Source organism: Diaphorobacter sp. JS3051 (assembly GCF_015832135.1).
Classification (GTDB): Bacteria; Pseudomonadota; Gammaproteobacteria; order Burkholderiales; family Burkholderiaceae_C; genus Diaphorobacter; species Diaphorobacter nitroreducens.
Genome location: NZ_CP065406.1, coordinates 525,875 through 547,729, shown reverse-complemented (window position 1 = coordinate 547,729; position 21,855 = coordinate 525,875). Strand labels below are relative to the sequence as shown.

The window sequence follows — 21,855 nt, the reverse complement described above, 5'->3', positions numbered from 1 at the left end:
TATGAAAGAAGCCGGGCATCATAATTCAGCCATGACCGACTCCATGCCAGTGCCCCCGTCCCTGCCTGCGGACGGCGTAGTCCCCCTGTCCCACCTTGGCGTGATCCGCGTGGCCGGTGAAGACGCCGCCAAGTTCCTGCACGGCCAGCTGACGCAGGACTTCGCGCTGCTGGATCTGCACCACGCCCGCCTGGCGGCGTTCCTGACCGTCAAAGGCCGCATGCAGGCCAGCTTCATCGCCTTCAAGCGCAGCGAGGCCGAGGTACTACTGGTCTGCGCCCGCGACCTGCTGGCGCCCGCGCTCAAGCGCCTGTCGATGTTCGTGATGCGCGCCAAGGCCAAGCTGACCGATGCCACCGGCGACTTTGCGCTGTACGGCCTGCTGGGCGACGCCGCCCGCGCCGTGCTACCCGCTGGCGAGCCCTGGGCCAAGGCCGATGTGGGGGATGCCAGCGTGGTGCAGCTCTACCCCGCCGAAGGGCAGCCGCGCGCGCTGTGGGTAGCGCCCGCTGGCAGCGCTGCGCCCGCCGGCGCAGCCCTGACCGAAGCGCTGTGGCTGTGGAGCGAGGTGCGCAGCGGTATCGCCACCCTGACCGCGCCCGTGGTCGAGGCCTTCGTGCCGCAGATGCTGAACTATGAGTCCGTGGGCGGCGTGAACTTCAAGAAGGGCTGCTACCCCGGCCAGGAGGTCGTGGCGCGCAGCCAGTTCCGCGGCACGCTCAAGCGGCGCACTTACCTGGCGCACGCTCCGTCGGCCGTGGCCGTGGGTGCTGAAGTGTTTGCCGACGGTGACGCCGAACAGCCCGTGGGCACGGTGGTGCAGGTTGCGGCCGCACCCACCGGCGGCGTGGATGCGCTGGTGTCGCTGCAGATCGCAGCCACCAGCGGTGCCCTGCAGGTGGGCGCAGCGGATGGCGTGGCGCTCACGCTGCTGCCGCTGCCCTACGCGCTGCTGGAAGACATTTAAGCAAAAACAGGCGCTAGCGCTTATTTGACAAGCGCTAGCAGCTATCAATAAAGAAGCAGTCAGCCCTGCAGACTGCGCCGCATGGTGATGTGGGCAATGCCCGCCTCCTCATACGGTTGGCCTACGGCCTCAAAACCTGCGCGGCGGTAGAACGCCTCGGCGCTGCACTGGGCATGCAGCGTGACCTGCGCGTCGCCGCGCGCGCGCGCCGCCTGCACCAATGCGTCCAGCACCATGCGGCCCCAACGCTGGCCGCGCAACACGCGGTCCACTGCCATACGGCCAATGCGCGCCTCGCCCGGCGCATCCTGCAGCAGTCGGCCCGTCGCCACGGGCAGACCCAGGCGGTTGTAGGCGACGGCGTGCACGGCGGTGGCGTCCAGCGCGTCCAGCTCGATCTCGGGCGCAATCCCCTGCTCCTGCACGAACACCGCCGTGCGCAGCGCCGTGGCGTCGCGCCCCAGCGTGGCCCAGTCGCCCATGCGCAGCTCCACCATCTCGCCGCCGGCCTCGAAGTGCTCGATCATCGCGCGCAGCGCGGGCGGCACGGCGCGCTTGGTCTGCGTGGCGGGGTCGGCAAACACATAGACCAGTTCCACGGTCACCAGCAGCCGATCGCCAGCGAACATGCTGGCCTCGAACACCAGCGACGTGGTGCCCACGCGCGCGCAGCGCATGCCCACGTCCAGCAGGTCGTCGAGCCGGGCGGAGGCGTGGTACTCGACGCTGGCTTTCTTGAGGTACACCTCGCCGCCCAGCGCCTGCATGCCGGTTTCGTACGGCAACGCCAGCGCGCGCCAGTATTCGGTCATGGCGCAATCAGCGTAGGTGAGGTAGTGGGCATTGAAGACGATCTTCTGGATGTCCACCTCTGACCAGCGCACGCGCAGGCGGTGAAAACAGCGAAAGTCAGAGCGTTGCATGGCGTGTTTCCGTCGAAGGGATCAGTCGAGTTGAAAGGCGCTGCGCAGCGCGGCGGCAGCATCGGCATGGGCCTGGCGCGCCTCGGGAAGGGCGCGACCCATCTTGATGAATTCGTGCGTCACGCCGCGGTAGATCTCGAGCTGCACCGGAACGCCCGCGGCACGCAGCTTGTCCGCGTACTCCACGCCCTCGTCCACCAGCGGGTCGTACTCGGCCAGACCGATCCAGGCCGGCGCCACGCCCTCGGCGTCGGGCGCGAGCAAGGGGGCGAAGCGCCAGTCCTCGCGCTCGGCGCGGCTGGGGATGTACTGGTCGAAAAACCAGCCAATGGCCGCGCGTTCGAGCACCAGGCCGTGCGCGAACTCGGTGTGCGAGGGCGTGTCCTGGTGCGCCGTGGTGCCGGGGTAGATGAGCAACTGCAGCGCCAGGGGCAGCCCGGCATCGCGCGCCTGAAGAGCGCACACCGCGGCCAACGTGCCGCCTGCGCTGTCGCCGCCCACCGCCAGGCGCGACGGGTCGGCGCCCAGCGTGGTGGCGTGCTGCGCCAGCCAGGCCAGCGCGTCCCACGCATCGTCGCTGGCCGTGGGGAACGGATGCTCGGGCGCGAGCCGGTATTCCAGCGACACCACCATGCAGCCGGCCAGCCGCGCCAACTCGCGGCACAGCACGTCGTGGGTGGCAATGCTGCCGATGGTGAAGCCGCCACCGTGCAGGTACAGCAGCAACGGCAGCGCCTGCGCGTCAGAGGCCGTGGGTGCATACAGGCGCGCGGGCAGCGGGGTGCCGTCGCGTGCGGGGATGCGCAGGTCTTCCACGCGCGGCAAGGCCGCCTTGGGCAGCTCCAGCACCCCGGCACCCAGTTCATAGGCAGCGCGGGCCTGTGCAGGGCTCAGGGTGTGCAGTGGGGGGCGCCCGGCGCGCGCCATGCCGTCGATGACGTTGCGCATCTGCGGCGTGAGCCGCGCGTGGTGGGGGGAAGGCACATGGGAAGCGGAACCGGGCGTCGTCAACGGAAAAGTCCTTGGGTTATTGGAAGTGCACCTGCACCGGCTGCGCGCCGGGCAGGCCCAGATAGGTTGCCGTGACGCTCAGGCCGGCGCGCGGGGGCAGCAGCGGAGAAAACGACCCCAGGCTCACCAGGTCGCCGGGCTGCAGCGTGATCTCCTCCTGCTGCAGCGCCTGGGCCAGCCAGACCACGGCGTTGAGCGGATGCCCGAGGATATCGCTGCCCTTGCCGCTGGCGAGCAGCGCGCCGGAATGGTCCGTGAGCTGCACGGTCATGCGCTCCAGCGCGTCCAGCAGCGCATAGCGCTCGCCGCGCGTCGCCGGCACGGCGATAGGCTGCCCGGCGATGCCCAGGCGCGCGCCCACGTTGATCGCGCCCACGCCGGCGCCGTTGAGTTGGGGCGGCGCCTGCACCACCAGGTCGGGCAGCTCGATGAAGGGGATCACCTGGTCGATGTGCTGCAGCACCTCCTCCGGCGTACGCGCGTGGTTGATGGCCGCATCCTTCACGCGCACCAGCAGGTCGGCCTCGTACAGCGGGCGCGCCCCAAACGCGGCGGGCACGGTGCTGCCGCCGGGGCGCACCATGCCCTCGTACAGCTTGCCCCACACCGGCTTGTCGGTGTTGAAGCGCTTTTGCACCGCGGGGTTGGTGAGGCCGGCCTTGTAGCCCACCACCTTGCCCAGGCGGGCGCCCAGCAGCGCATTGAACTTGGCGCGGGTGCAGGCGCCGTCGGCGTCTGACAGTGCCGGGAAGTTGGGCGCGGGGGTCTTGGCGGCGTAGTGCGAGGCCATCGCCCCCACCGCAGCGTCGCTGAGGCACTCGGCCTGGGCGCCCAGGCCGGTCGCCAAGGCGACCCCCGCGCCCAGGGCGATGAGGGTTTGCTTCATGGTCATGCGTGTCTCCTGGTTGTAGTGTGTCGGGCGATCCTACTGGCACTCCCTCTCTTTCGCACACCATGGCTTTCATCTACTACGTCACCCAGATCCAGTTCGAATTCGGCGCCGTGCGCCTGCTCAAAGCAGAATGCGAGCGCATCGGCATCACCCGCCCCCTGGTGGTCACCGACCCCGGCGTGAAGGCCGCCGGCGTGCTGCAGCAGGCGCTGGACGCCCTGCCCGGCCTGAACGTCGCCGTGTTCGACCAGACGCCCTCCAACCCCACCGAGGCGGCCGTGCGCGCGGCCGTGGAAATCTACAAGGCCCAGGGCTGCGACGGCCTGATCGCCGTGGGCGGTGGCAGCGCCATCGACTGCGCCAAGGGCATTGCCATCGCCGCCACGCACGACGGCCCGCTCACGCACTACGCCACCATCGAGGGGGGCTCGCCGCGCATCACCGAGCGCGCCGCGCCGCTGATCGCCGTGCCCACCACCAGCGGCACGGGCAGCGAGGTGGCGCGCGGCGCCATCATCATCGTGGATGACCACCGCAAGCTGGGCTTTCACTCCTGGCACCTGGTGCCCAAGGCCGCCATCTGCGACCCCGGCCTCACACTGGGCCTGCCGCCCCTGCTGACGGCCGCCACGGGCATGGACGCCATCGCGCACTGCATGGAGACCTTTATGTCTGCCGCGTTCAACCCGCCGGCGGACGGTATTGCGCTCGATGGTCTGGAGCGCGGCTGGCACCATATCGAGACCGCCACGCGCGACGGCCAGGACCGCGACGCGCGCCTGGCCATGATGAGCGCCAGCATGCAGGGCGCCATGGCTTTCCAGAAGGGCCTGGGCTGCGTGCACTCCCTGAGCCACAGCCTGGGCGGGCTGAACCCGCGCCTGCACCACGGCACGCTGAACGCCGTGTTCCTGCCCGCCGTGGTGCGTTTCAACGCGCAAGCCGAATCGGTGCGCAAGGAGCGCCGCCTGGAGCGCATGGCCCATGCCATGGGCCTGGCCTCTGCCAGCGACATCCCCGATGCCATCCGCGACATGAGCGCACGCCTGGGCCTGCCCACGGGGCTGGCCGCCATGGGCGTGACCGAGGCGGTGTTCGACGACGTGATCAAGGGCGCCCTGGCCGACCACTGCCACAAGACCAATCCCCGCCTGGCCACGCCAGATGACTACCGGGAGATGCTGATCGAGTCGCTCTGACCCGCGGCAGCGTCCGCCGAGCAGGCGTCCGGCGGCCTCGCTACACTGGTGCGCTTAACATTTATTAACACGCATTCCGCCCGTTCGGCGGGGCCGCGTACCGCATGCGCACACACCCGCTTTCCAAATGGCTGACGCAAGGCACCTACCCGCGCCTGTACGTTCCCATTGTGCTGATCATGGTGGCGGTCACGCTGGTGCGCTACCACGCGCTGGTGGGCGCCGAGCGTGAGGAGGCGCAGCTGCGCATGCGCGCGGAGCTGCAGGCAGCCTCGTACGCCGTGCTACAGGTGCTGGACGAGCCTGCCGGCAATGCCGCAGCGCAGGAGCGCCTGCGCCAGGCCGCGCAGGTCGCGGACGCACCGATCCAGTCCATCCGCTGGGAACTGCCCTTCCGCCCGGCCGTCGACCTGCGCAACGCGATGCCGCCCACCAAGGCGCCGCCGTGGTTCGTGCAGCTGCTGGACCTGCCCACGCCGCGCCACACGGTGGCGCACCGGCTGGCGGACGGCCGCACGGGGCAGCTGGCGCTGGCGCTGTGGCCCCAGCACTACGTGGACCGCGCCTGGAGCGCTATGGCCACACAGTTGCGCATCACGGCGCTGAACATCTTCACCATCCTGCTCCTGCTGACCCTGATCCTGCGCGCGAACGACCGCATGCTGGACCGCATGCGGCACGCGGCGGAGCGCTTCAAGCAAGGCCACCTGGACGCGCGCATACACCGCACGGGCACGCTGGAGGCGCGCGAAATCGCCGACACCTTCAACGACATGGCGGGCAAGGTCCAGTCCTTGGTGCTGTCCCTGCAGGAAACCCAGCGGCAGCAGAACGAGCAGCTGCACTTTCGCCGCCAGCTGGTGAACGCCCTGCCCCTGCCTTTGTTCGTGCTGGGCGCGGATGGCGCGCACCTGGAGACCAACAAAGCCTGGCGCGAACTGCTCAATGCCTCCCGCCCTTCCACCGTCGCGGGCACGCTGGACCAGCTCTGGGCCGACGGCGTGGACTCCTCCATCGTCCTGGCCCAGCGGCTGTCCGACCGGCCCTCGGGATGGCAGGCCACCGTCCGCCCCCTGCAGGGCGTGCCGCACGAGATGGCCTGCTACCACGCCACCTTCACCGCGCCCGACGGCGTACCCGCCGGCACCATCGGCGTGCTGGTGGACATGACGGAGCACACCCAGGCACTGCAGGCAGAGCGCGCCGACCGTGCGTGTGCGGAGGCCGCGCTGGACGCCGTGGCCGATGGCGTCATCACCATCGACGCGCAGGGCCTCGTGCGCACGATCAACGGCGCGGCCCAGCGGGTCATCGGGCTCGCGCAGGGGCAGACGGTCGGCCGCCACGTCGATGAGGTCTTTCGCCTGGAGCCACCGCACTCCGTGCTCCCCGCCGCGGCAGCGCAGGGGCATGCTGCGCATGGCGCGGGCGCCGCGGCCACCGCGATCCTCGCCTGCCATTCGGGTGCGCCGCGCACGGTGGACTACTCCGTGGCGGCCGTGCACGCGCCCGACGGCACCGCCGTGGGCCACGTGCTGGTCTTTCGCCCCCGGTGACGTTGCCGCGGCACGCCGCGGCGGACACGCTCACAGCGGCTGGACGCGGGCGGGATCGGGCCGCCGCAGCCACTGCGCCCACTCGTCCGCCAGCTGCTGCGCCGCCGCCGCTGCGGTGCTCCAGGCACGGGCGCGCGCGGCCGTGTCGGTGCCGTAGCGGGTGAAATCGGTGCGGTCCGGCAGTTTGCCGCCGGGCAGGCTGCGCACCCAGTCGGGATGGGGCGACAGCAGCACCATGCGGTCCAGCGCTGGCGTGGCGCGGTGGCGCCAGGGCAACCCCTTGTCCAGCCAGCCGGGTACCACGCGGTGCTGGAAGTGCGGGTACAGCACGATCCCCGGCGCACTTTCCAAGCCGTTTTGGCCTGCAACACCCGCGGGTAAAGCGGTATCAGCTATATTTTTAATAGCAATTGGCGCCTGATAACGCAGGTGCAGGTGGTAGTCGGTGATGCCCCCGTCCCAGTAGGCGCCGCGCGGTGCGCCGGCGATGTCGTGCACGGCGCGCAGCACGAAGGGAATGGAACAACTGGCCTGCAGCGCGGGCATGAAGTTCTGCGGGGTCAAGGCCACCTGGTGGGTGCGGAAGTCGCGCACGTCAAACGGCAGCGCGCCCGGCGCAGCGGTGGAGAACACCACGCGGTCCAGCCACAGCGCCAGCGCGCGGCGGTGCAGCGCATTGCTGGCGAAAGCGCCCAGGTAGCCCAGCGGCGTGGCCCAGCGGTGCTCGCGCGCCAGCAGGTGGCGCCCGCGCGCGGCGATGATGTGCAACCGGTAGCGCGCATGGCCCAGCACCGTGTCCACACGGCCGCCAAAAAAGGCCTGCAGGTTCTGGCCGAACTGCGCGCTCACCGCGTCCGCCGTGGGGCGGCGCGCGCCGGGGGGCAGCTCGTACTCCTGGTGGATGTAGTCGTGCTCCAACCGTTCGAAGGCCGGCAGGCTGTTATCCAGGCACGCCGTGGCCATGCGCCACGCGCCGATGGAGGCGCCCACCAGGTCCACCGGCTGCGCCGACTGCGCCAGCCATTCACCAAAGACAAACCGGTCCAGCGGGCCGAGGATGAGTCCCTTCGGGCCGCCCGCGGCCGCGGGAATCACGGCCACGTCGCTCGGCGCCAGGCCATGGCGCCCGATGTGCCGCAGCGCCTGCGGACCGGCATGGATGCACAGCGCCTTCATCACGCCCCCGCCTCACGCATGCGCCGGCTCACACGTAATCGCCCGCGTCGGGGCGGACCTTCCAGTCAATCGGGTCCTGCTGCAGCACCATGTCGATGTCCAACCCCAGCGGGATGCCGACTTCGCCGGGGAAAGACCCCGCCAGGTCGCGCGCATCCAGCCCTGCCTCGCGCGCGCGGGCGCGCCACGCGGCCAGGTGCAGCACGCCCGCCAGCGGCTCGTACACATCGTTGTCGAACGGCGCATGGTGGTGGCGCAGCGCGTCCACCACGGTCTCGGGCAACTGCCAGCGCCAGGCCAGCCCCGCGCTCACATGGGCGTAGCAGTAGCCGCACAGGTGCTGCTCCAGCCGGGCGCGGCGCAGGTCCAGCGGGCCCACCAGGCTGTTGAGGGTCTGCATGCGGCCCGCGTCGGCCAGGTGCATGGCCAGCTCGCCCACCCCGTGCAGCAGGCCGGCCGTGTAGGCGGCGATCTGGTTGTGGTGCACGAGCCCGGCGAGCGCGCGTGCCACTTTGGCCGTGTGCAGGCTGTAGCGCCAGAAGTGCTGCAGGTTCATACCCGGCACCGAGCGCGACGTGGTCCCCAGCGGCGCGGACGCCACCAGCGCGCGCAGTTGGGACACCCCCAGAAGCGCCAGCGCCTCAGGAATACCGCCGATCTGGCGCTGCGCGGCGAATGGAGGCGTGTTCGCCTCTTCCAGCAGGCGTGCGGCCAGTGCAGGGTCGGTGCCGAAGAGCTGGTTCAGGCGCCGCAGGTTGGGCTCGACCGCGCTCAGCTCGTTCATCAGCAGCGCCACCGCGCGTGGCAGGCTGGGCAGCGTGATGGGCTGCGCCAGCAGTGCGTTCAACTCCATGGATCGGATCGCCCAGACAGGAAAGTCGGGCCATTATCCATGCAACTCTTACGGTTGTTTACGGGCAGCGCTTCAGCGCTTGCCCTGCTGCAGCTTGGCGAAGGCCGAGGCCATGGCCGAGGGCTGCGCCGGCTCGGCCGCGCGGCGCGGCGCGGCGTAGCCACGGCCCGCGCCCTCGAAGCGGTTGTCGCGCGGGCCGTCGCGGCGCGCGGGTGCGGCGTCCAGCTTCATGCTGAGGCTGATGCGCTTGCGCGCCGCATCCACCTCCAGCACCTTCACTTTGACGATGTCGCCGGTCTTGACCACCTCGCGCGCATCCTGAACGAACTTGTGGCTGAGCTGGCTCACGTGCACCAGTCCGTCCTGGTGCACGCCCAGGTCGATGAAGGCGCCGAACTGGGCCACGTTGCTCACCGTGCCCTCCAGCACCATGCCCTCGCGCAGGTCGGCAATGTCTTCCACGCCCTCGTTGAAGCGCGCCACCTTGAAGTCCGGGCGCGGATCGCGGCCGGGCTTTTCCAGTTCGCCCAGGATGTCGCGCACGGTGATCACGCCGAACTTCTCGTTGGCGAACAGCTCGGGCTTGAGCGTCTTGAGCATCTCGGCGCGGCCCATGAGCTCGGCCACCGGCTTACCGGTCTTTTCCATGATCTGCTCGACCACGGGGTAGGTCTCGGGGTGCACGCCGGTCATGTCCAGCGGGTTGTCGCCATCGCGGATGCGCAAGAAGCCCGCCGCCTGCTCAAAGGTCTTGGCGCCCAGGCCGCTGACTTCCATGAGCTGCTTGCGGTTCCTGAAGGCGCCGTGCTGCTCGCGCCAGCGCACCACGGCCTTGGCCACGCTGCCCGACAGGCCCGACACGCGCGCCAGCAGCGGCGCGCTGGCGGTGTTCAGGTCGACGCCCACGGAGTTCACGCAGTCCTCGACCACGGCGTCCAGCGTGCGCGCCAGCTCGCTCTGGTTCACGTCGTGCTGGTACTGGCCCACGCCGATGCTCTTGGGCTCGATCTTCACCAGCTCGGCCAGCGGGTCCTGCAGGCGGCGCGCAATGCTGGCGGCGCCGCGCAGGCTCACGTCCACGTCGGGCATTTCCTGGCTGGCGTACTCGCTGGCCGAATACACCGAGGCGCCAGCCTCGCTCACCACTATCTTTTCAATAGCTGGCAGCGCTTGCCCCGCCTGGTCTACGGCCTGTTTTTGCATTAATTTAATCAACTCGGCCGCCAGCTTGTCGGTTTCGCGGCTGGCGGTGCCGTTGCCAATGGCGATGAGCTGCACGCCGTGCTTCATGCACAGGCGGCCCAGCGTGGCCAGGCTGCCGTCCCAGTCGCGGCGCGGCTCGTGCGGGTAGACGGTGGCGGTCTCCACCAGCTTGCCGGTGCGGTCCACCACGGCCACCTTCACGCCAGTGCGGATGCCGGGGTCCAGCCCCATCACGGCGCGCGGGCCGGCGGGCGCGGCCAGCAGCAGGTCGCGCAGGTTGTCGGCAAACACCTTGATGGCCACCTTCTCGGCCTCCTCGCGCAGGCGCGAGAACAGGTCGCGCTCGGTGGACAGGCTGAGCTTCACGCGCCAGGTCCAGGCCACGCACTTGCGCAGCAGGTCGTCGCTCTTGCGGCCCTGGTGGCTCCAGCCCAGGTGCAGGGCGATCTTGCCCTCGGCAATGCTGGGCTGGCCCGGCTCGGGCTTGAACGTGGAATTCACCTGCGGCTCAGGCAGCACCAGCTTGGCCTCCAGAATCTCCAGCGCGCGGCCGCGGAACACCGCCAGCGCGCGGTGCGAGGGCACGCGGCCAATCGGTTCGTCGTACTCAAAGTAGTCGCGGAACTTGGCGACCTCGGGGTCATTCTCGTTCTTGCCCTCCACCTTCTTACTGCGCAAGAGCCCCTCGGCCCACAGCCATTCGCGCAGCGACTGCACCAGCACGGCGTCCTCAGCCCAGCGCTCGGACAGGATGTCGCGCACGCCGTCGAGCACGGCGAAGGTGGTCGAGAAGTCGGGCCCCGGCTTGCCGTCATCGAGCGTGGTGGCGGGCTGGCAGAAGGCCTGGGCCTCGGCGTGCGGGTCCAGCGTGGGGTCGGCCAGCAGCTTGTCGGCCAGCGGCTCGATGCCGAACTCCTTGGCAATCTGGCCCTTGGTGCGGCGCTTTTGCTTGAAGGGCAGGTAGATGTCTTCCAACTCCTGCTTCGTTGGAGCAGCAGCAATGGCAGCGCGCAATGCGTCGGTCAGCTTGCCCTGCTCGTCGATGCTTTTCAGCACGGCCACGCGGCGGTCTTCCAGTTCGCGCAGGTAGGCCAGGCGCGCTTCGAGCTCGCGCAGCTGCACATCGTCCAGGCCGCCGGTCACCTCCTTGCGGTAGCGTGCGATGAAGGGCACGGTGGCCCCGCCATCGAGCAACTCCACCGCTGCGCGGACCTGGGATTCGGTGACTTTGATTTCTGCGGCCAACTGCCGAACGATCTGCTGCATGTGCCTTCTGAGACGGGTCAAAACACGAAGCGCGCAGTTTGCCACAGGGCCATGGGCCAAAATGGCCGCGTCCAACTCGTTGTCCCACGCATGAAAAGCGCCCTGTTCGTCGATTTCGACAATGTTTTCTCCGGCCTGCGCCGGCTGGATCCCATAGCGGCCGACCATTTCGCCTCCCAACCACAGTCATGGATGCACTGGATTGCCCAATCGCTAGAGCCTCCACCACACGCAACAGCAGGCGCGCGGCGCCTGCTGGTGCGCCGCTGCTACTTGAACCCGCAGGTGTACCAACGTTTTCGCCCCGCGTTCAACCGCGCCGGCTTTGAGATCATCGACTGCCCCGCAATGACCAGCGGCGGCAAGACCAGCACCGACATCCACATGGTGCTGGATATCGTGGATCTGCTGCAGCACCAGGTGCACTACGACGAGTTCATCGTGCTGTCAGCGGACGCCGACTTCACGCCCGTGCTGCGCAAGCTGCGCCGCTGGGACAGGCGCACGACTGTGCTGGCAATCGGATTTCCCTCGGCGGCATACCAGGCCAGTGCTGACCTGCTGATCGACCAAGATGCCTTTTTGCGCGAAGCGCTGCGCCGCGAGGAGACCGAAACACCCGCCGCCGTATCAGCGCCACCCATGTCACCCGCTCCATCGCAGGCCAGCCTCATCCAGGCTGCGGCCCGTTTCATCAGCCAGTCCGTGGCCCATTCGGACAGGCCTGTCGCCCTGCCATGGCTGGCCAGCAAGGCGCCAATCCAAGTGGTCGGGCTGGATGCTGTCACCTGGGCTGGGCTGGGCAGTTTTCGTAAGCTGGTGGATTCACTGCGCCTGGCCCCACTCGTTGTGGACTGGGAATCAGGCGTGGTGCTCGACCCCGCACGCCACACCCCTTCTGTACCCACGGGCGCCCTACCCGTCCCGGACCAAAACACCCTGGCCGCCATCGCCCAACTGGTGCGCGCCGAAGTGGTCAAGGCGAAGGCGCCCGTGCCCTGCGGGCGGCTGGCCCAGGCGATCATCGGCCAGTATGGAGTGGCTGCATCCGACTGGTGCGGCAAGGGATCGTTTCGCAAGCTGCTGGAGGCGCTCTCGCTGGCACCATTGCGTGTCGACTGGACCAATGGCGGCGGCCACGTTCTGCACCCGCAACAACAGAACAATGGGCTGGTGGAGTGGGGCCGCGATGGCGATCTATTGCCACTGCTGAGGCAGGTCAACGCCGCCACCGGCATGCCGCTTCTGCCACCGCCCGCCTTCCAGGCCCTGCTGGCCCAGATTGCCGCCGACGCCACCCACCACCCCTTTTCCCTCACCGAAACCGGCAAGCGTGTGCGCGACCGCTGCCGAGATGCTGGACTGCCCATCAACCGCAGCACAGTGAGCTTCGTGCTCAAGGGCATCTTGCTCGGAGGCCACATGTTCGGAGAACACACTAATGATGCGCATGCGCTGGGCACACGGTTCGTGAACAGCATTCTCGATCTGTGCCAGACCGAGCAGCTGACCCTGGACGACGCACAGAAAGAGCAATTGCGTGACTGGGCCACGCGTGGCGCATCACCGCAGTGACTCCCGCCCCTCCCTTCCCACTCCGCACCGAATGCCCGCCCGGCGCCTGCGTGTGCGAGCGCGACGCGCTGATGCGCACGCCCGGCGGTGATGTGCGTATCCTGCGCCTCACGCGCGAGGAGGAAAAGCGCCTCGTGCAGCGCCTGGAGAGCCTCACCAGCCTGGCCGACCTGCGCCACATGGAGCAGCGCCTGTTCGAGCAACTCGGCGTGCGCCTGACCATCGGCACCAGCCCCTACGAGGTACGCAGCCTGCGCGGCATCACCGTGCTGGTCCAGGACCAGCCGGGCCTGTGCCGCAAGACGCGCCAGGCCATCCCTGCGGCCATCAAGAAAAGCATGGACCGGCACCCCGAGATCGTCTACGCCCTGCTCAACGCGGGCGGCCTGTTCGAGGGCCTGTGATCCATGCAGGACGATCTGTTTGGCGGTGCGCCGCCATCGCCCTCAGCATCGCCCTCAGCACCGCCACGACCACCGGAAGACACCCCCGCCCGCCCACGGGAAAAGGCGCCCACCCGCCGCACCGGCGTGCATCCCGCCGCCTGGGGCGACGATCTGCGCGCACTCGCCAACCGGCTGCCGCCCACGCTGCGCCTGGGCACATCCTCCTGGAGCTACCCTGGCTGGCAGGGCCTGGTGTGGGAGGGTGTGCATTCCGAACAGCTGCTGGCCCGCAAAGGCCTGCCCGTGCTGGCCCAGCATCCGCTGATGCGCACCGTGAGCATCGACCGGAGCTTCTACCGCCCGCTCACGGCCAGCGACTATGCGCGCTACGCGGCCCAGGTGCCGGCGGACTTCCGCTTCGTGGTCAAGGCGCCCAGCCTGGTCACCGACGCGCTGGTGCGCAGCGAGGACGGCCGTGGACGCGAGCCCAACCCGGCCTTCCTGGATGCGCAGTTGACCGCCCAGGAGTTCGTGGCGCCCGCACTGGAGGGGCTGGGCCAGCGCACCGGCGCGCTGGTGTTCCAGCTGAGCCCGCTGCCCTGGAACCTGCTGGACCGCCTGCCCGAGGTGTTGGAGCGACTGCGCACGCTCTTGCAGGCCCAACCGGCGCTGCGCCCCGCGGCGCCCGACGCCGTGCTGGCCGTCGAGGTGCGCGACCCCGAATGGCTGGCGCCCGCGCACCTGCCCCACTTCGCCGACGTACTGCGCAGCAGCGGTGCCACCTACTGCCTGGGCCTGCACGCGCGCCTGTCGCCCCTGGCCGAGCAACTACCGCTGCTGCGCCTGCTCTGGCCCGGCCCACTGGTCTGCCGGTGGAACCTGAACCCCGTGCACGGCCCGCAGGGGTATGAAGCCGCTGAAAAAGGCTACGCGCCCTACGACCGCATTCACGACCCCGATCCCGACAACCTGGCGCTGCTGGCGCGCACGGTGGCGGGCATCTGCGGACGGGGCCAAAACGCCTTCGTGACCATCAGCAACCACGCGGAAGGCTGTGCGCCGCTGACAGTGCAGCGGCTGGCGGAACAGGTGGTTTTTTATGATCAAAAACATCTCTAACGCTTATCTGGCATGCGCTGGCAGCTATCTTTTCTGACGATATGACGATCACGGACTGCGCGCCCGCACGACGTTCTTCTTGCGCCAAAGGGAGGCCAAGAACACCGCCCAGATGGGGCGCACAAGCGCCACGGCTCTGCCTCTGTTACCGCTGCCTCACCCGCAGCGAGCTGCACACCCCCGCCACCACCGCGCACGCCCCTGCCACCAGCAGTGCCAGCGACTCCGCGCTTCCATCGTGCCCCGGCCGCAGGGCGAAGATGGCCGCGAGCGACACGGCGCCCAGTGTCTGGCCCGTCAGGCGCGCGGTGCCCAGCATGCCGCTGGCCGCGCCGCTGCGGTGCAGCGGGGCCGAGGTGACGATGGTGTGGTTGTTGGGCGACTGGAACAGCGCAAAGCCGGCACCGCACAGCGCCATGCGCCAGGCCACGTTCCAGTCCGCGGGCTGCGCGGGCATCAGGCCCAGCGAGACCAGGCCGGCAGCAAACACCGCCATGCCAATGCCGCCGAGCAGGCCGTCCGGGTAGCGGCCAATCAACCGGCCCGCCAGCGGCGCCACCGCGGCGGTGGCCAGGGGCCAGGCCGTGATGAGCAGCCCGGCCTCCAGGTGGGTGCGGCCCTGCGCCTCCAACAGCAGGAAGGGCAGCGACAGAAAGCCCAGCATCTGCGCGCAGAACGCCCCCACGGACGAGCCCATCGACAGGGCGAACACCGGAATGCGCAGCAGGTCCACCGGAAACAGCGGCGCCGCCAGGCCGCGCTGGCGCCACAGGAACACCGCCCCCACGGCCACGCCCGCGGCCAGCAGGATCGCACCCGTGGCCGCGCTGCCGCCCTGCCCTGCGCCGCGCTGCGCACGCCCAGTTGCTCCCCGCCGAGGAACAGCAGCGTGAACATGGCGCCGTTGAGTAGCACGTCGATGGCGGAAAAGCGCGGCGCACGGTTGGCGGATGGAGGATTGGCCGGCAGCGCGCGCCGCCCCAGCCACCAGACTCCGACGCCCAAGGGCAGGTTCATGGCAAACAGCCAGGGCCACGACGCCACCGACAGGATGGCCGCCGCCACCGACGGCCCCGCCATGGACGCGGTGGCCACCACCAGCGAATTGATGGCCATGCCGTGGCCCAGCTGTGCGCGCGGATAGATCAGGCGCACCAGCGCCGCGTTCACGGCCATCACGCCCGCGGCGCCCAGGCCCTGCAACGCCCGCGCGGCAATCAAGGCGGGCATGCTGGCCGCCAGCATGGCGCCCACCGACGCCAGCGCGAACAGCGCCATGCCCACCAAGTACACGCGCCGATAGCCCACGCGCTCGCCCAGCGCGGCCAGCGGCAGCAGCACGACCAGCGTGGCGAGCTGGTAGGCGTTGACCACCCACACGCTCTGCGCCGCGCCCGACTGCAACTGGCGTGCGATGTCGGGCAGCGCCAGGTTGACGATGCTGCTGTCGAGCACCGCCAGCGTGAGCCCGAGAACGATGACCAGCATCGCCTGGCGGCGTGCGGGCTGCGGCAGGCCGTCGGCCAGGGGCGGCGCACCCACGGGTAAGCCGCTCATGGCCGGCGCTCCGGGGCGATGTCTTTCGCGGCGCCGTGCGCGATGCGCTGCGCGCCCGCCGGCCCCAGCGTGATCCAGGTCAGCGCCACCCCCGTCAGCGCCCCTGTGGCCATGCCCACCACCATGGGCAGGGGCGCGTCGCTGGCAAACAGGCCCACCGCCGCCATGGCGAGGGTGCCGATCAGCATCTGCAGCGTGCCCATGAGGGCGGACGCCGTCCCCGCAATGGTGCCGTGCTCCTCCAGCGCCAGCACGGAGGTGGTGGGGATCACCAGCCCCATCAGCGCACTGGCGACGAAGTACAGCACCAGCAGCACGGCCAGCCGGTCGCCGCCCAGCAGGTAATGCGCCAGCAGGGCCAGGATGACCGCGCCCGCGCCGCTGGCGGCCGCCTTCACCACCGGCGCCATGCCGTAGCGCCGCCCCAGCCGCGCCGTGAGCTGCGCGCTGGCGAAGAAGGCCGCCGCGTTGACCGAAAACGCCACGCTGTACTGCACCGGCGACAACCCGTAGTGGTTGATCAGCACGAAAGGCGAGCCCGACAGATAAACGAAGAAACCCGCCATGGAGCAGCCGCCGATGCCCACCAGCCCCAGGTAGTGCCAGTCGCGCAGCAGCGTCGTGTAGGCCGCGGCCGCGTTGCCCACAGAGCTGCGCACCCGCTGGCCGGCGGGCCGTGTCTCGTGCAGCGCCCGCTGGACCAACACCAGCCCGGCCAGCGCCGCCACCGCGACCACCCAGAACACGCCGCGCCAGCCGGCCAGCGCGATCACGCCGCTGCCCACCAATGGCGCCAACAAGGGCGACACGCTGAACACCAGCATCAGCAGCGACATGAGCCGGGCCGCCTCGGTGCCCGTGTGCAGGTCGCGCACCACCGCGCGCGGAATCACCATGCCCGCCGCCGCGCCCAGCCCCTGCACAAAGCGCAGCAGCACGAGCGTGTGCACGTCGGTCGCCAGCGCGCAGCCCACGCTGGCCAGCGTGAACAGGCCCAGCCCGAAGAACAGCGGCGGCCTGCGCCCGACCATGTCGGACACCGGGCCGTAGACCAACTGGCCCACGCCCAGTGCGAGGAAGAAGGCCGTCAGGCTCCACTGCACCGCCCCCACGTCGGCCCGCAGCGCCGCGCCGATGGCCGGCAGCGCCGGCAGGTACATGTCGATGGCAAATGGGCCGATGGCCGAGAGCAGGCCCAGGATCAGGGCCATGCGGAAGAACGGGGAAAAGGGCATTCGGGCGATTGTCGCCACACTGGCCGGATCGTGCTGGCGCGCTGCGCGAAGGCCCACATCGCCTCCCATGCAGCGCCGCGGCCGGCACCCGCGTGCGTTCGATGGCCGCAAAAGCCGCCCTTCCTGCCCGCTGTTCACGGGTCGCCTGGCCCTGCCGCCGCCCGACAATCGCGTGCGCGGCTCGGCCGCACTGTTCCTGCCGTCCTGTACTGCCTCGTCCGGAGACACCGCATGCCCCTGCCCCCGATCGCCCCCGCCCTGCGCGGCTGGGCCGCCACCCTGGCCCTGTGCGCTGGCGCCCTGCTCCTGGCCGCGCCCGCCCTCGCCGCCACGGACCGTGAGGACGAGGCCGACGACGCCCCGCCCGTTCCGGTCGCGCCCGCCCAGCCGGTGCTGGTGCCGTCGCCCGACGGCGCGCTGGTGATCGATACGCAGGCGCGGCTGGCCTGGCCGCGCTGCGCGCAGGGCATGCAATGGACAGGCGCCACCTGCACCGGCGTGGCCCTGCGCTACACCTACGGCGAGGCCCAGGCGCTGGTGCGCCAGCGCTGGAAGGACGAGGGCGTGCGCTGGCGCCTGCCGCGCGTGCCCGAGCTGCGCCGACTGGTCAACCGCAACGCGCAGCCGCCCTCGGTCGACCCCCAACTCTTTCCCAATGCACCGCTGGAATGGCACTGGACCGGCACCGCCAGCGTCAACACCCTCAGCGTGAACCCCTACGCCTACGGCAATGTGGCGCGCGGCGGCGCGGGCGAGAGCAGCCTGTCGGTGCAGCAGGGCTGGGCCGTGGACATGACCAGCGGCGAGGCCCGCGGCGACGTGGGCCGCAGCACGCGCCTGCCCATACGGCTGGTGCGCCCGGCGCCCTGAGCGGGTGCTCTGCGCACCCTGCACCTGGGTGGACGCGCAAACGCTACATTTTCAATAGCTGCTAGCGCTTATCCAGCAAGCGCCAGAAGCCATTTCGATTCAAAATCCGGTCACTGCGCGCGCAACGCCGCCCGCAGTTGCGCTCCCAGCTCGGGTTTGTCCGCGAACGGGTCGGTGGGGTTGCGAGCCTGCACCACGTCTTCCATGCGCGTGCGCACGGCCCCCAGCGCCTGCGGGTGGCTGTAGATGTAGAACTGCCCCGCCGCCACGGCGTCGAAGACCTTCTGCGCCACCTCGGCGGCCGTCACCTTGCCGCTGGTGACGGCCTTGCCGATCATGGCCTGGCCGATGAGCTGGCTCTTGGTGGGCCGCTCGTCCGCCAGCACCTGCGGGCGGTTGCGCTCGCTCTGGCTGATGCCCGTGGGCACGAAATACGGACACAGCACGCTGGCGCCCACCTGGTCGGTGACCAGCGCCAGATCCTGGTACAGCGTCTCGCTCAGTGCCACCACGGCGTGCTTGCTGACGTTGTAGATGCCCATGTTGGGCGGGGCCAGCAGGCCGGCCATGCTGGCGGTGTTGACGATGTGCCCGCGCCAGGCGGGGTCGTCCTTGGCGGCCTGCAGCATCAGCGGGGTGAACAGGCGCACGCCGTGCACCACGCCCATGAGGTTCACGCCCAGCACCCATTCCCAGTCGCGGGCCGAGTTCTCCCACACCAGCCCGCCCGATCCCACGCCCGCGTTGTTGAACACCAGGTGCGGCGCGCCGAAGTGCTGCACCACGTCCTGCGCCAGCTGCTCCATCTGCGCGGCGCTGGACACGTCCACCCGGCGCGCCAGCACGGGGGCGCCAGCGGCGGCCAGCTCCACGGCGGCGCGCTCCAGCGCGTCCTGCTGCACGTCCACCAGGACCAGGTTCATGCCCAGGCGCGCGCCGATGCGGGCGCACTCCAGGCCAAAGCCCGAGCCCGCCCCCGTGAGCACGGCGGTCTTGCCGGCGAAGTTGTCGATCATGCTGTGTGTCTCCTGCGGTCTATGAATGGAAATCTCATGCGGCGCGGCGCAGCACATAGCCCACGCGTGGGAAGTGCACATGCACGTCGCCCGCGCGCGGATCGGTGCGCGCCAGCGTGTAGCGCGTGCGCGTGGCAGCGATCAGCGTGCCTTCGGTGGGCTCGGGCCCAAAGCTCTCGGCGGTGATCGTCACGCGGCTGCCCAGGGGGATGCCATGCTCGTCCTGGAAGGCCTCGGCGGGCAGCGGCTGGGGTAGCGCGCCTGCGGCAACGGTGACGGCGTCCTGGGCGCTGAACTTCTCCGCGCGGCCCTGGCCCTGCGCGGCCATGCGATCCATCCACTCCAGCACCGCCGGCGTGGCCGAGAGAATGTCGGCCATCACCGGCACGCATTCGCGCGTGAACCACAGCGGGTGGTACGCGGCAAAGTCGGCCACGCAGGGCTCGGCGCCGAAGAGAAAGTCGTGCTCTTCCACCATGTTGGCGATGCGCCGCAGGTACGAGCGGTAGGCCGCCGTGGCGTCCGCCGGGTGGGTGCGCGCCGTGCCCATGGCGCGGCGGTCGTTGCGAAAGGCCTCGGCCGCACCATCGGGCAGGCCGGCGAACAGCGCCTGTGCGCCGCGCGGCTGCAGGCAGTAAGCCATGGCGGCCCCGAACAGCACCATGTCCGCCCACTGGGCGAACACGCGCGAGACGCCTTTGAGGTGCGGCGGGTACAGCACGGGCTCGGGCTGCAGATGCTCCAGCACATCGCAGATCAGCGCCGTGTCGCAATAAATGTCAGCCCCGATCTGCAGGAAGGGCATGCGCCGGTAGCCGCCGGTGAGCGCCACCACGTCGGGTTTGGGCATGACGCTGGGCACGATCACCGACTTCCACGCCAGTTGCTTGAAGCCGAGCACGCAGCGCACCTTGTGTGCGAACGGCGAGGCGGGATAGTGGTGCAGGATGAGTTCGGTCATGCGCGCTCTCCGGTGCGGTGCGAAAGACGGCCCCTGCCTTGCGCCCTTTCAGGCCTGTGGCGGCGGGCTCCACAGCATCTGGACATGCGGGATGTCGTCTTCCAGATAGGGATCGGACACCGTAGCAAACCCCAGGCTGCCATACAAGCGCTGCAGGTGCGCCTGCGCGCTGATGCGCACCGCGCGCCCCGGCCATACCCGCTGGCACTGCGCCAGCCCTTCAGCCACCAGCGCGCGGCCCAGGCCGCTGCCGCGCGCCTCGGGCGCGCAGACCACGCGGCCGATCGAGGGCTCGGCGTAGTTCACGCCGGGGTCCACCACGCGCAGCGTGGCCAGCAGCGGCCCCTGCGGCTGCGCGCGGCCCAGCAGGTGCCAGGCGTGCTTGTCCGCACCGTCCGGGTCCTGGTAGGGGCCCTGCTCCAGGATGAACACCCGGCAGCGCAGGGCCAGCGCATCGTGCAGCGCGTGCACGCCCAGGTCGTCAAACCGTGCCCAGCTCCACTGCACCGTCAAACCAGCTTCACCAGTTGCTTGCCGAAGTTCTTGCCCTTGAGCAGGCCCAGGAACGCCTCGGGCGCCGCGGCCAGGCCCTGGGCGATGGTCTCGCGCGGGCGCAGCTTGCCGCTGGCCACCAGGCCGCCCAGCTCCTTGAGCGCCTCGGGCCAGACCTCCATGTGTTCGCTGACGATGAAGCCCTCGACCCTCATGCGGTTGATGAGAATGAGCGCCGGGTTCTGCAGCGGCAGAGGCTGGCCGTCGTAGCCGGCGATCATGCCGCACATGGCCACGCGGGCGAACGCGTTGGCGCGCAGCAGAACGGCGTCCAGGATGTAGCCGCCCACGTTCTCGAAGTAGCCGTCGATGCCGTCCGGGCAGGCTTCCTTGAGCGCGCGGGCCATGCTCTTCAAATCGCCGTTCGCACGGTGGTCGATGCAGGCGTCAAAGCCCAGCTCTTCAGTCACATAGCGGCATTTGTCCGGGCCGCCGGCAATGCCCACCACGCGGCAGCCGCGCGCCTTGGCCAGCGCGCCGAAGGCACTGCCCACGGCGCCGCTGGCGGCGCTCACCACCACGGTCTCGCCCGCCTTCGGGGCGATGATCTTCACCAGGCCGTACCAGGCGGTCACGCCGGGCATGCCCACGGCCCCCAGGTAGGCCGACAGCGGCACGTGGGTGGTATCGACCTTGCGCAGCATGCCGGGCGTGTTGCCGTCGGCCACGCTGTACTCCTGCCAGCCGCCCATGCCGACCACCTTGTCGCCCACGGCATAGGCCGGATGGCGGCTCTCGACGACCTCGCCCACCGTCCCGCCGATCATCACCTCGCCCAGCGGCTGGCTGGCGGCGTAGCTCTTGCTGTCGTTCATGCGCCCGCGCATGTAGGGGTCCAGGCTCAGGTAATGGTGGCGCACCAGCACCTGGCCGTCCTGCAGTGCAGGCGTATCGGTGGTGACCAGGCGGAAGTTGCCCACCGTGGCTTCACCCTGGGGGCGGTTGTCGAGGAGGATCTGTTGGTTGCGGGGCATGCGAAATCTCCAGGTTAAATTTTGCTATTGTTTCAATAGCTTCTAGCGCTTGATACATAAGCGCTAGAGCCACTTTTCATTTAAAACTCAGTCGGTAGACACGCCGCCGGGCACGGCCTTGGGCACGTATTTGAAAGTGCCCGTGGCATGGCTGCAAACGCGCCCTTCGGCGTCGTACACCGCCCCTTCGACGAAGGCCAGCGAGCGCGTGCGGTGCAGCAGCCGCCCCTTGGCCACCAGCGGGCCGCGCGCCGGGTGCATGAAGCTGGTCTTCATCTCGATGGTGACCACGCCCATGTCCGGCGTATCGCTGCGCGCGGCCGTGGCCAGGGTCACGTCCAGCAGCGTCATGGTGGCGCCGCCATGGGTGACGGCGTAGGAATTCATGTGCTCGGGCCGCGCCTCAAAGTGCAGTTCGGACGTTCCGCCCTGCATGTGATGCAGGGTGAAGCCCAGCTCTTTGACGAAGGGAATGTCGGCACCAAAATCCAGCACGGGAAGCTCCTTGCTCAAGGTAAAAAAAGACCGCAAGGATAGTGCCCCTGGCGCGGTGGTTCGCCCTTG

At 69.6% G+C, this 21,855-nt stretch carries 19 protein-coding genes and 1 pseudogene; 7 read left to right on the top strand and 13 right to left on the bottom strand.

Annotated elements, in window-relative coordinates:
- Window positions 1-31 precede the first annotated feature (31 nt).
- Window positions 32-967, top strand: a complete 936-nt coding sequence (locus I3K84_RS02610) for a folate-binding protein YgfZ (RefSeq protein WP_172207072.1) — start codon at window positions 32-34, stop codon at window positions 965-967.
- A gap of 59 nt (window positions 968-1,026) precedes the next feature.
- Here the strand turns inward: I3K84_RS02610 and I3K84_RS02605 are convergent, their stop codons facing one another.
- The 3 genes from I3K84_RS02605 to I3K84_RS02595 form a co-directional block, all read right to left on the bottom strand.
- Window positions 1,027-1,890 carry a YbgC/FadM family acyl-CoA thioesterase gene (locus I3K84_RS02605; RefSeq protein ID WP_103737937.1) on the bottom strand — a complete coding sequence of 288 codons (864 nt, stop codon included), beginning with the start codon at window positions 1,888-1,890 and terminating at the stop codon, window positions 1,027-1,029.
- 21 nt (window positions 1,891-1,911) lie between these two features.
- On the bottom strand, window positions 1,912-2,838 hold the full coding sequence (locus I3K84_RS02600) for an alpha/beta hydrolase (RefSeq protein WP_172209278.1): 927 nt from the start codon (window positions 2,836-2,838) through the stop codon (window positions 1,912-1,914).
- A gap of 79 nt (window positions 2,839-2,917) precedes the next feature.
- Window positions 2,918-3,793 carry a 2-keto-4-pentenoate hydratase gene (locus tag I3K84_RS02595; protein ID WP_103737939.1) on the bottom strand — a complete coding sequence of 292 codons (876 nt, stop codon included), beginning with the start codon at window positions 3,791-3,793 and terminating at the stop codon, window positions 2,918-2,920.
- 62 nt (window positions 3,794-3,855) lie between these two features.
- Here I3K84_RS02595 and I3K84_RS02590 point away from each other — a divergent pair, with 62 nt between their 5' ends.
- Window positions 3,856-4,992 carry an iron-containing alcohol dehydrogenase gene (locus tag I3K84_RS02590; RefSeq protein ID WP_196995449.1) on the top strand — a complete coding sequence of 379 codons (1,137 nt, stop codon included), beginning with the start codon at window positions 3,856-3,858 and terminating at the stop codon, window positions 4,990-4,992.
- A gap of 104 nt (window positions 4,993-5,096) precedes the next feature.
- A complete protein-coding gene (locus tag I3K84_RS02585; RefSeq protein WP_196995448.1) occupies window positions 5,097-6,548 on the top strand; it encodes a PAS domain-containing protein in 1,452 nt (483 codons plus the stop codon).
- Between the two features lie 30 nt (window positions 6,549-6,578).
- Here I3K84_RS02585 and I3K84_RS02580 read toward each other — a convergent pair whose 3' ends face one another.
- From I3K84_RS02580 to I3K84_RS02570, 3 genes are all read right to left on the bottom strand, one after another.
- Window positions 6,579-7,724: a phospholipase gene (locus I3K84_RS02580; RefSeq protein ID WP_196995447.1), complete on the bottom strand. Its 1,146-nt coding sequence runs from the start codon at window positions 7,722-7,724 to the stop codon at window positions 6,579-6,581.
- 28 nt (window positions 7,725-7,752) lie between these two features.
- Window positions 7,753-8,577 carry an HDOD domain-containing protein gene (locus tag I3K84_RS02575; protein WP_172207080.1) on the bottom strand — a complete coding sequence of 275 codons (825 nt, stop codon included), beginning with the start codon at window positions 8,575-8,577 and terminating at the stop codon, window positions 7,753-7,755.
- A gap of 72 nt (window positions 8,578-8,649) precedes the next feature.
- Complete coding sequence (locus I3K84_RS02570; RefSeq protein WP_196995446.1) at window positions 8,650-11,046, bottom strand: Tex family protein; 2,397 nt, start codon at window positions 11,044-11,046, stop codon at window positions 8,650-8,652.
- Between the two features lie 90 nt (window positions 11,047-11,136).
- Between I3K84_RS02570 and I3K84_RS02565 the strand changes: the two genes are divergently transcribed.
- From I3K84_RS02565 to I3K84_RS02555, 3 genes are read left to right on the top strand one after another with little or no spacing between them, the layout of a single operon-like run.
- Complete coding sequence (locus tag I3K84_RS02565) at window positions 11,137-12,621, top strand: NYN domain-containing protein (protein ID WP_231403397.1); 1,485 nt, start codon at window positions 11,137-11,139, stop codon at window positions 12,619-12,621.
- The gene (locus I3K84_RS02560) at window positions 12,618-13,025 is read left to right on the top strand and encodes a hypothetical protein (protein WP_196995444.1); all 408 of its coding nucleotides are present in this window, start codon (window positions 12,618-12,620) and stop codon (window positions 13,023-13,025) included. Before I3K84_RS02565 ends, I3K84_RS02560 begins: the two co-directional genes overlap by 4 nt.
- A 3-nt stretch (window positions 13,026-13,028) precedes the next feature.
- Entirely contained in the window at window positions 13,029-14,126 is a 1,098-nt protein-coding gene (locus I3K84_RS02555) for a DUF72 domain-containing protein (RefSeq protein ID WP_196995443.1), read from the top strand.
- A 145-nt stretch (window positions 14,127-14,271) separates the two neighbouring features.
- On the opposite strand, the pseudogene I3K84_RS02550 reads toward I3K84_RS02555, so the two are convergent.
- Together I3K84_RS02550 and I3K84_RS02545 are read right to left on the bottom strand one after the other, a co-directional pair.
- A pseudogene (locus I3K84_RS02550) lies at window positions 14,272-15,683 on the bottom strand (MFS transporter).
- Window positions 15,680-16,918, bottom strand: a complete 1,239-nt coding sequence (locus I3K84_RS02545) for a multidrug effflux MFS transporter (RefSeq protein ID WP_196995442.1) — start codon at window positions 16,916-16,918, stop codon at window positions 15,680-15,682. The pseudogene I3K84_RS02550 and the gene I3K84_RS02545 overlap by 4 nt, the downstream one beginning before the upstream one ends.
- A gap of 231 nt (window positions 16,919-17,149) precedes the next feature.
- On the opposite strand from I3K84_RS02545, the gene I3K84_RS02540 reads away from it, so the two are divergent.
- Entirely contained in the window at window positions 17,150-17,788 is a 639-nt protein-coding gene (locus tag I3K84_RS02540) for a DUF1566 domain-containing protein (RefSeq protein WP_047351373.1), read from the top strand.
- Between the two features lie 110 nt (window positions 17,789-17,898).
- On the opposite strand, the gene I3K84_RS02535 is transcribed toward I3K84_RS02540, so the two are convergent.
- The 5 genes from I3K84_RS02535 to I3K84_RS02515 all read right to left on the bottom strand — a co-directional run bounded on the left by I3K84_RS02535 (window position 17,899) and on the right by I3K84_RS02515 (window position 21,786).
- Window positions 17,899-18,804, bottom strand: coding sequence for an SDR family oxidoreductase (locus I3K84_RS02535; RefSeq protein ID WP_088886548.1), 906 nt, complete (start codon window positions 18,802-18,804; stop codon window positions 17,899-17,901).
- Window positions 18,805-18,838: 34 nt separating this feature from the next.
- Window positions 18,839-19,765: a glutathione S-transferase family protein gene (locus I3K84_RS02530; protein WP_196995441.1), complete on the bottom strand. Its 927-nt coding sequence runs from the start codon at window positions 19,763-19,765 to the stop codon at window positions 18,839-18,841.
- 48 nt (window positions 19,766-19,813) lie between these two features.
- Window positions 19,814-20,278 (bottom strand): GNAT family N-acetyltransferase, encoded by a 465-nt coding sequence (locus tag I3K84_RS02525; RefSeq protein ID WP_196995440.1) that lies wholly within the window; start codon window positions 20,276-20,278, stop codon window positions 19,814-19,816.
- A complete protein-coding gene (locus I3K84_RS02520; protein ID WP_196995439.1) occupies window positions 20,275-21,291 on the bottom strand; it encodes an NADP-dependent oxidoreductase in 1,017 nt (338 codons plus the stop codon). The genes I3K84_RS02525 and I3K84_RS02520 overlap by 4 nt, the downstream gene beginning before the upstream one ends.
- A gap of 87 nt (window positions 21,292-21,378) precedes the next feature.
- Complete coding sequence (locus I3K84_RS02515; protein WP_015913503.1) at window positions 21,379-21,786, bottom strand: PaaI family thioesterase; 408 nt, start codon at window positions 21,784-21,786, stop codon at window positions 21,379-21,381.
- Window positions 21,787-21,855: the final 69 nt, after the last annotated feature.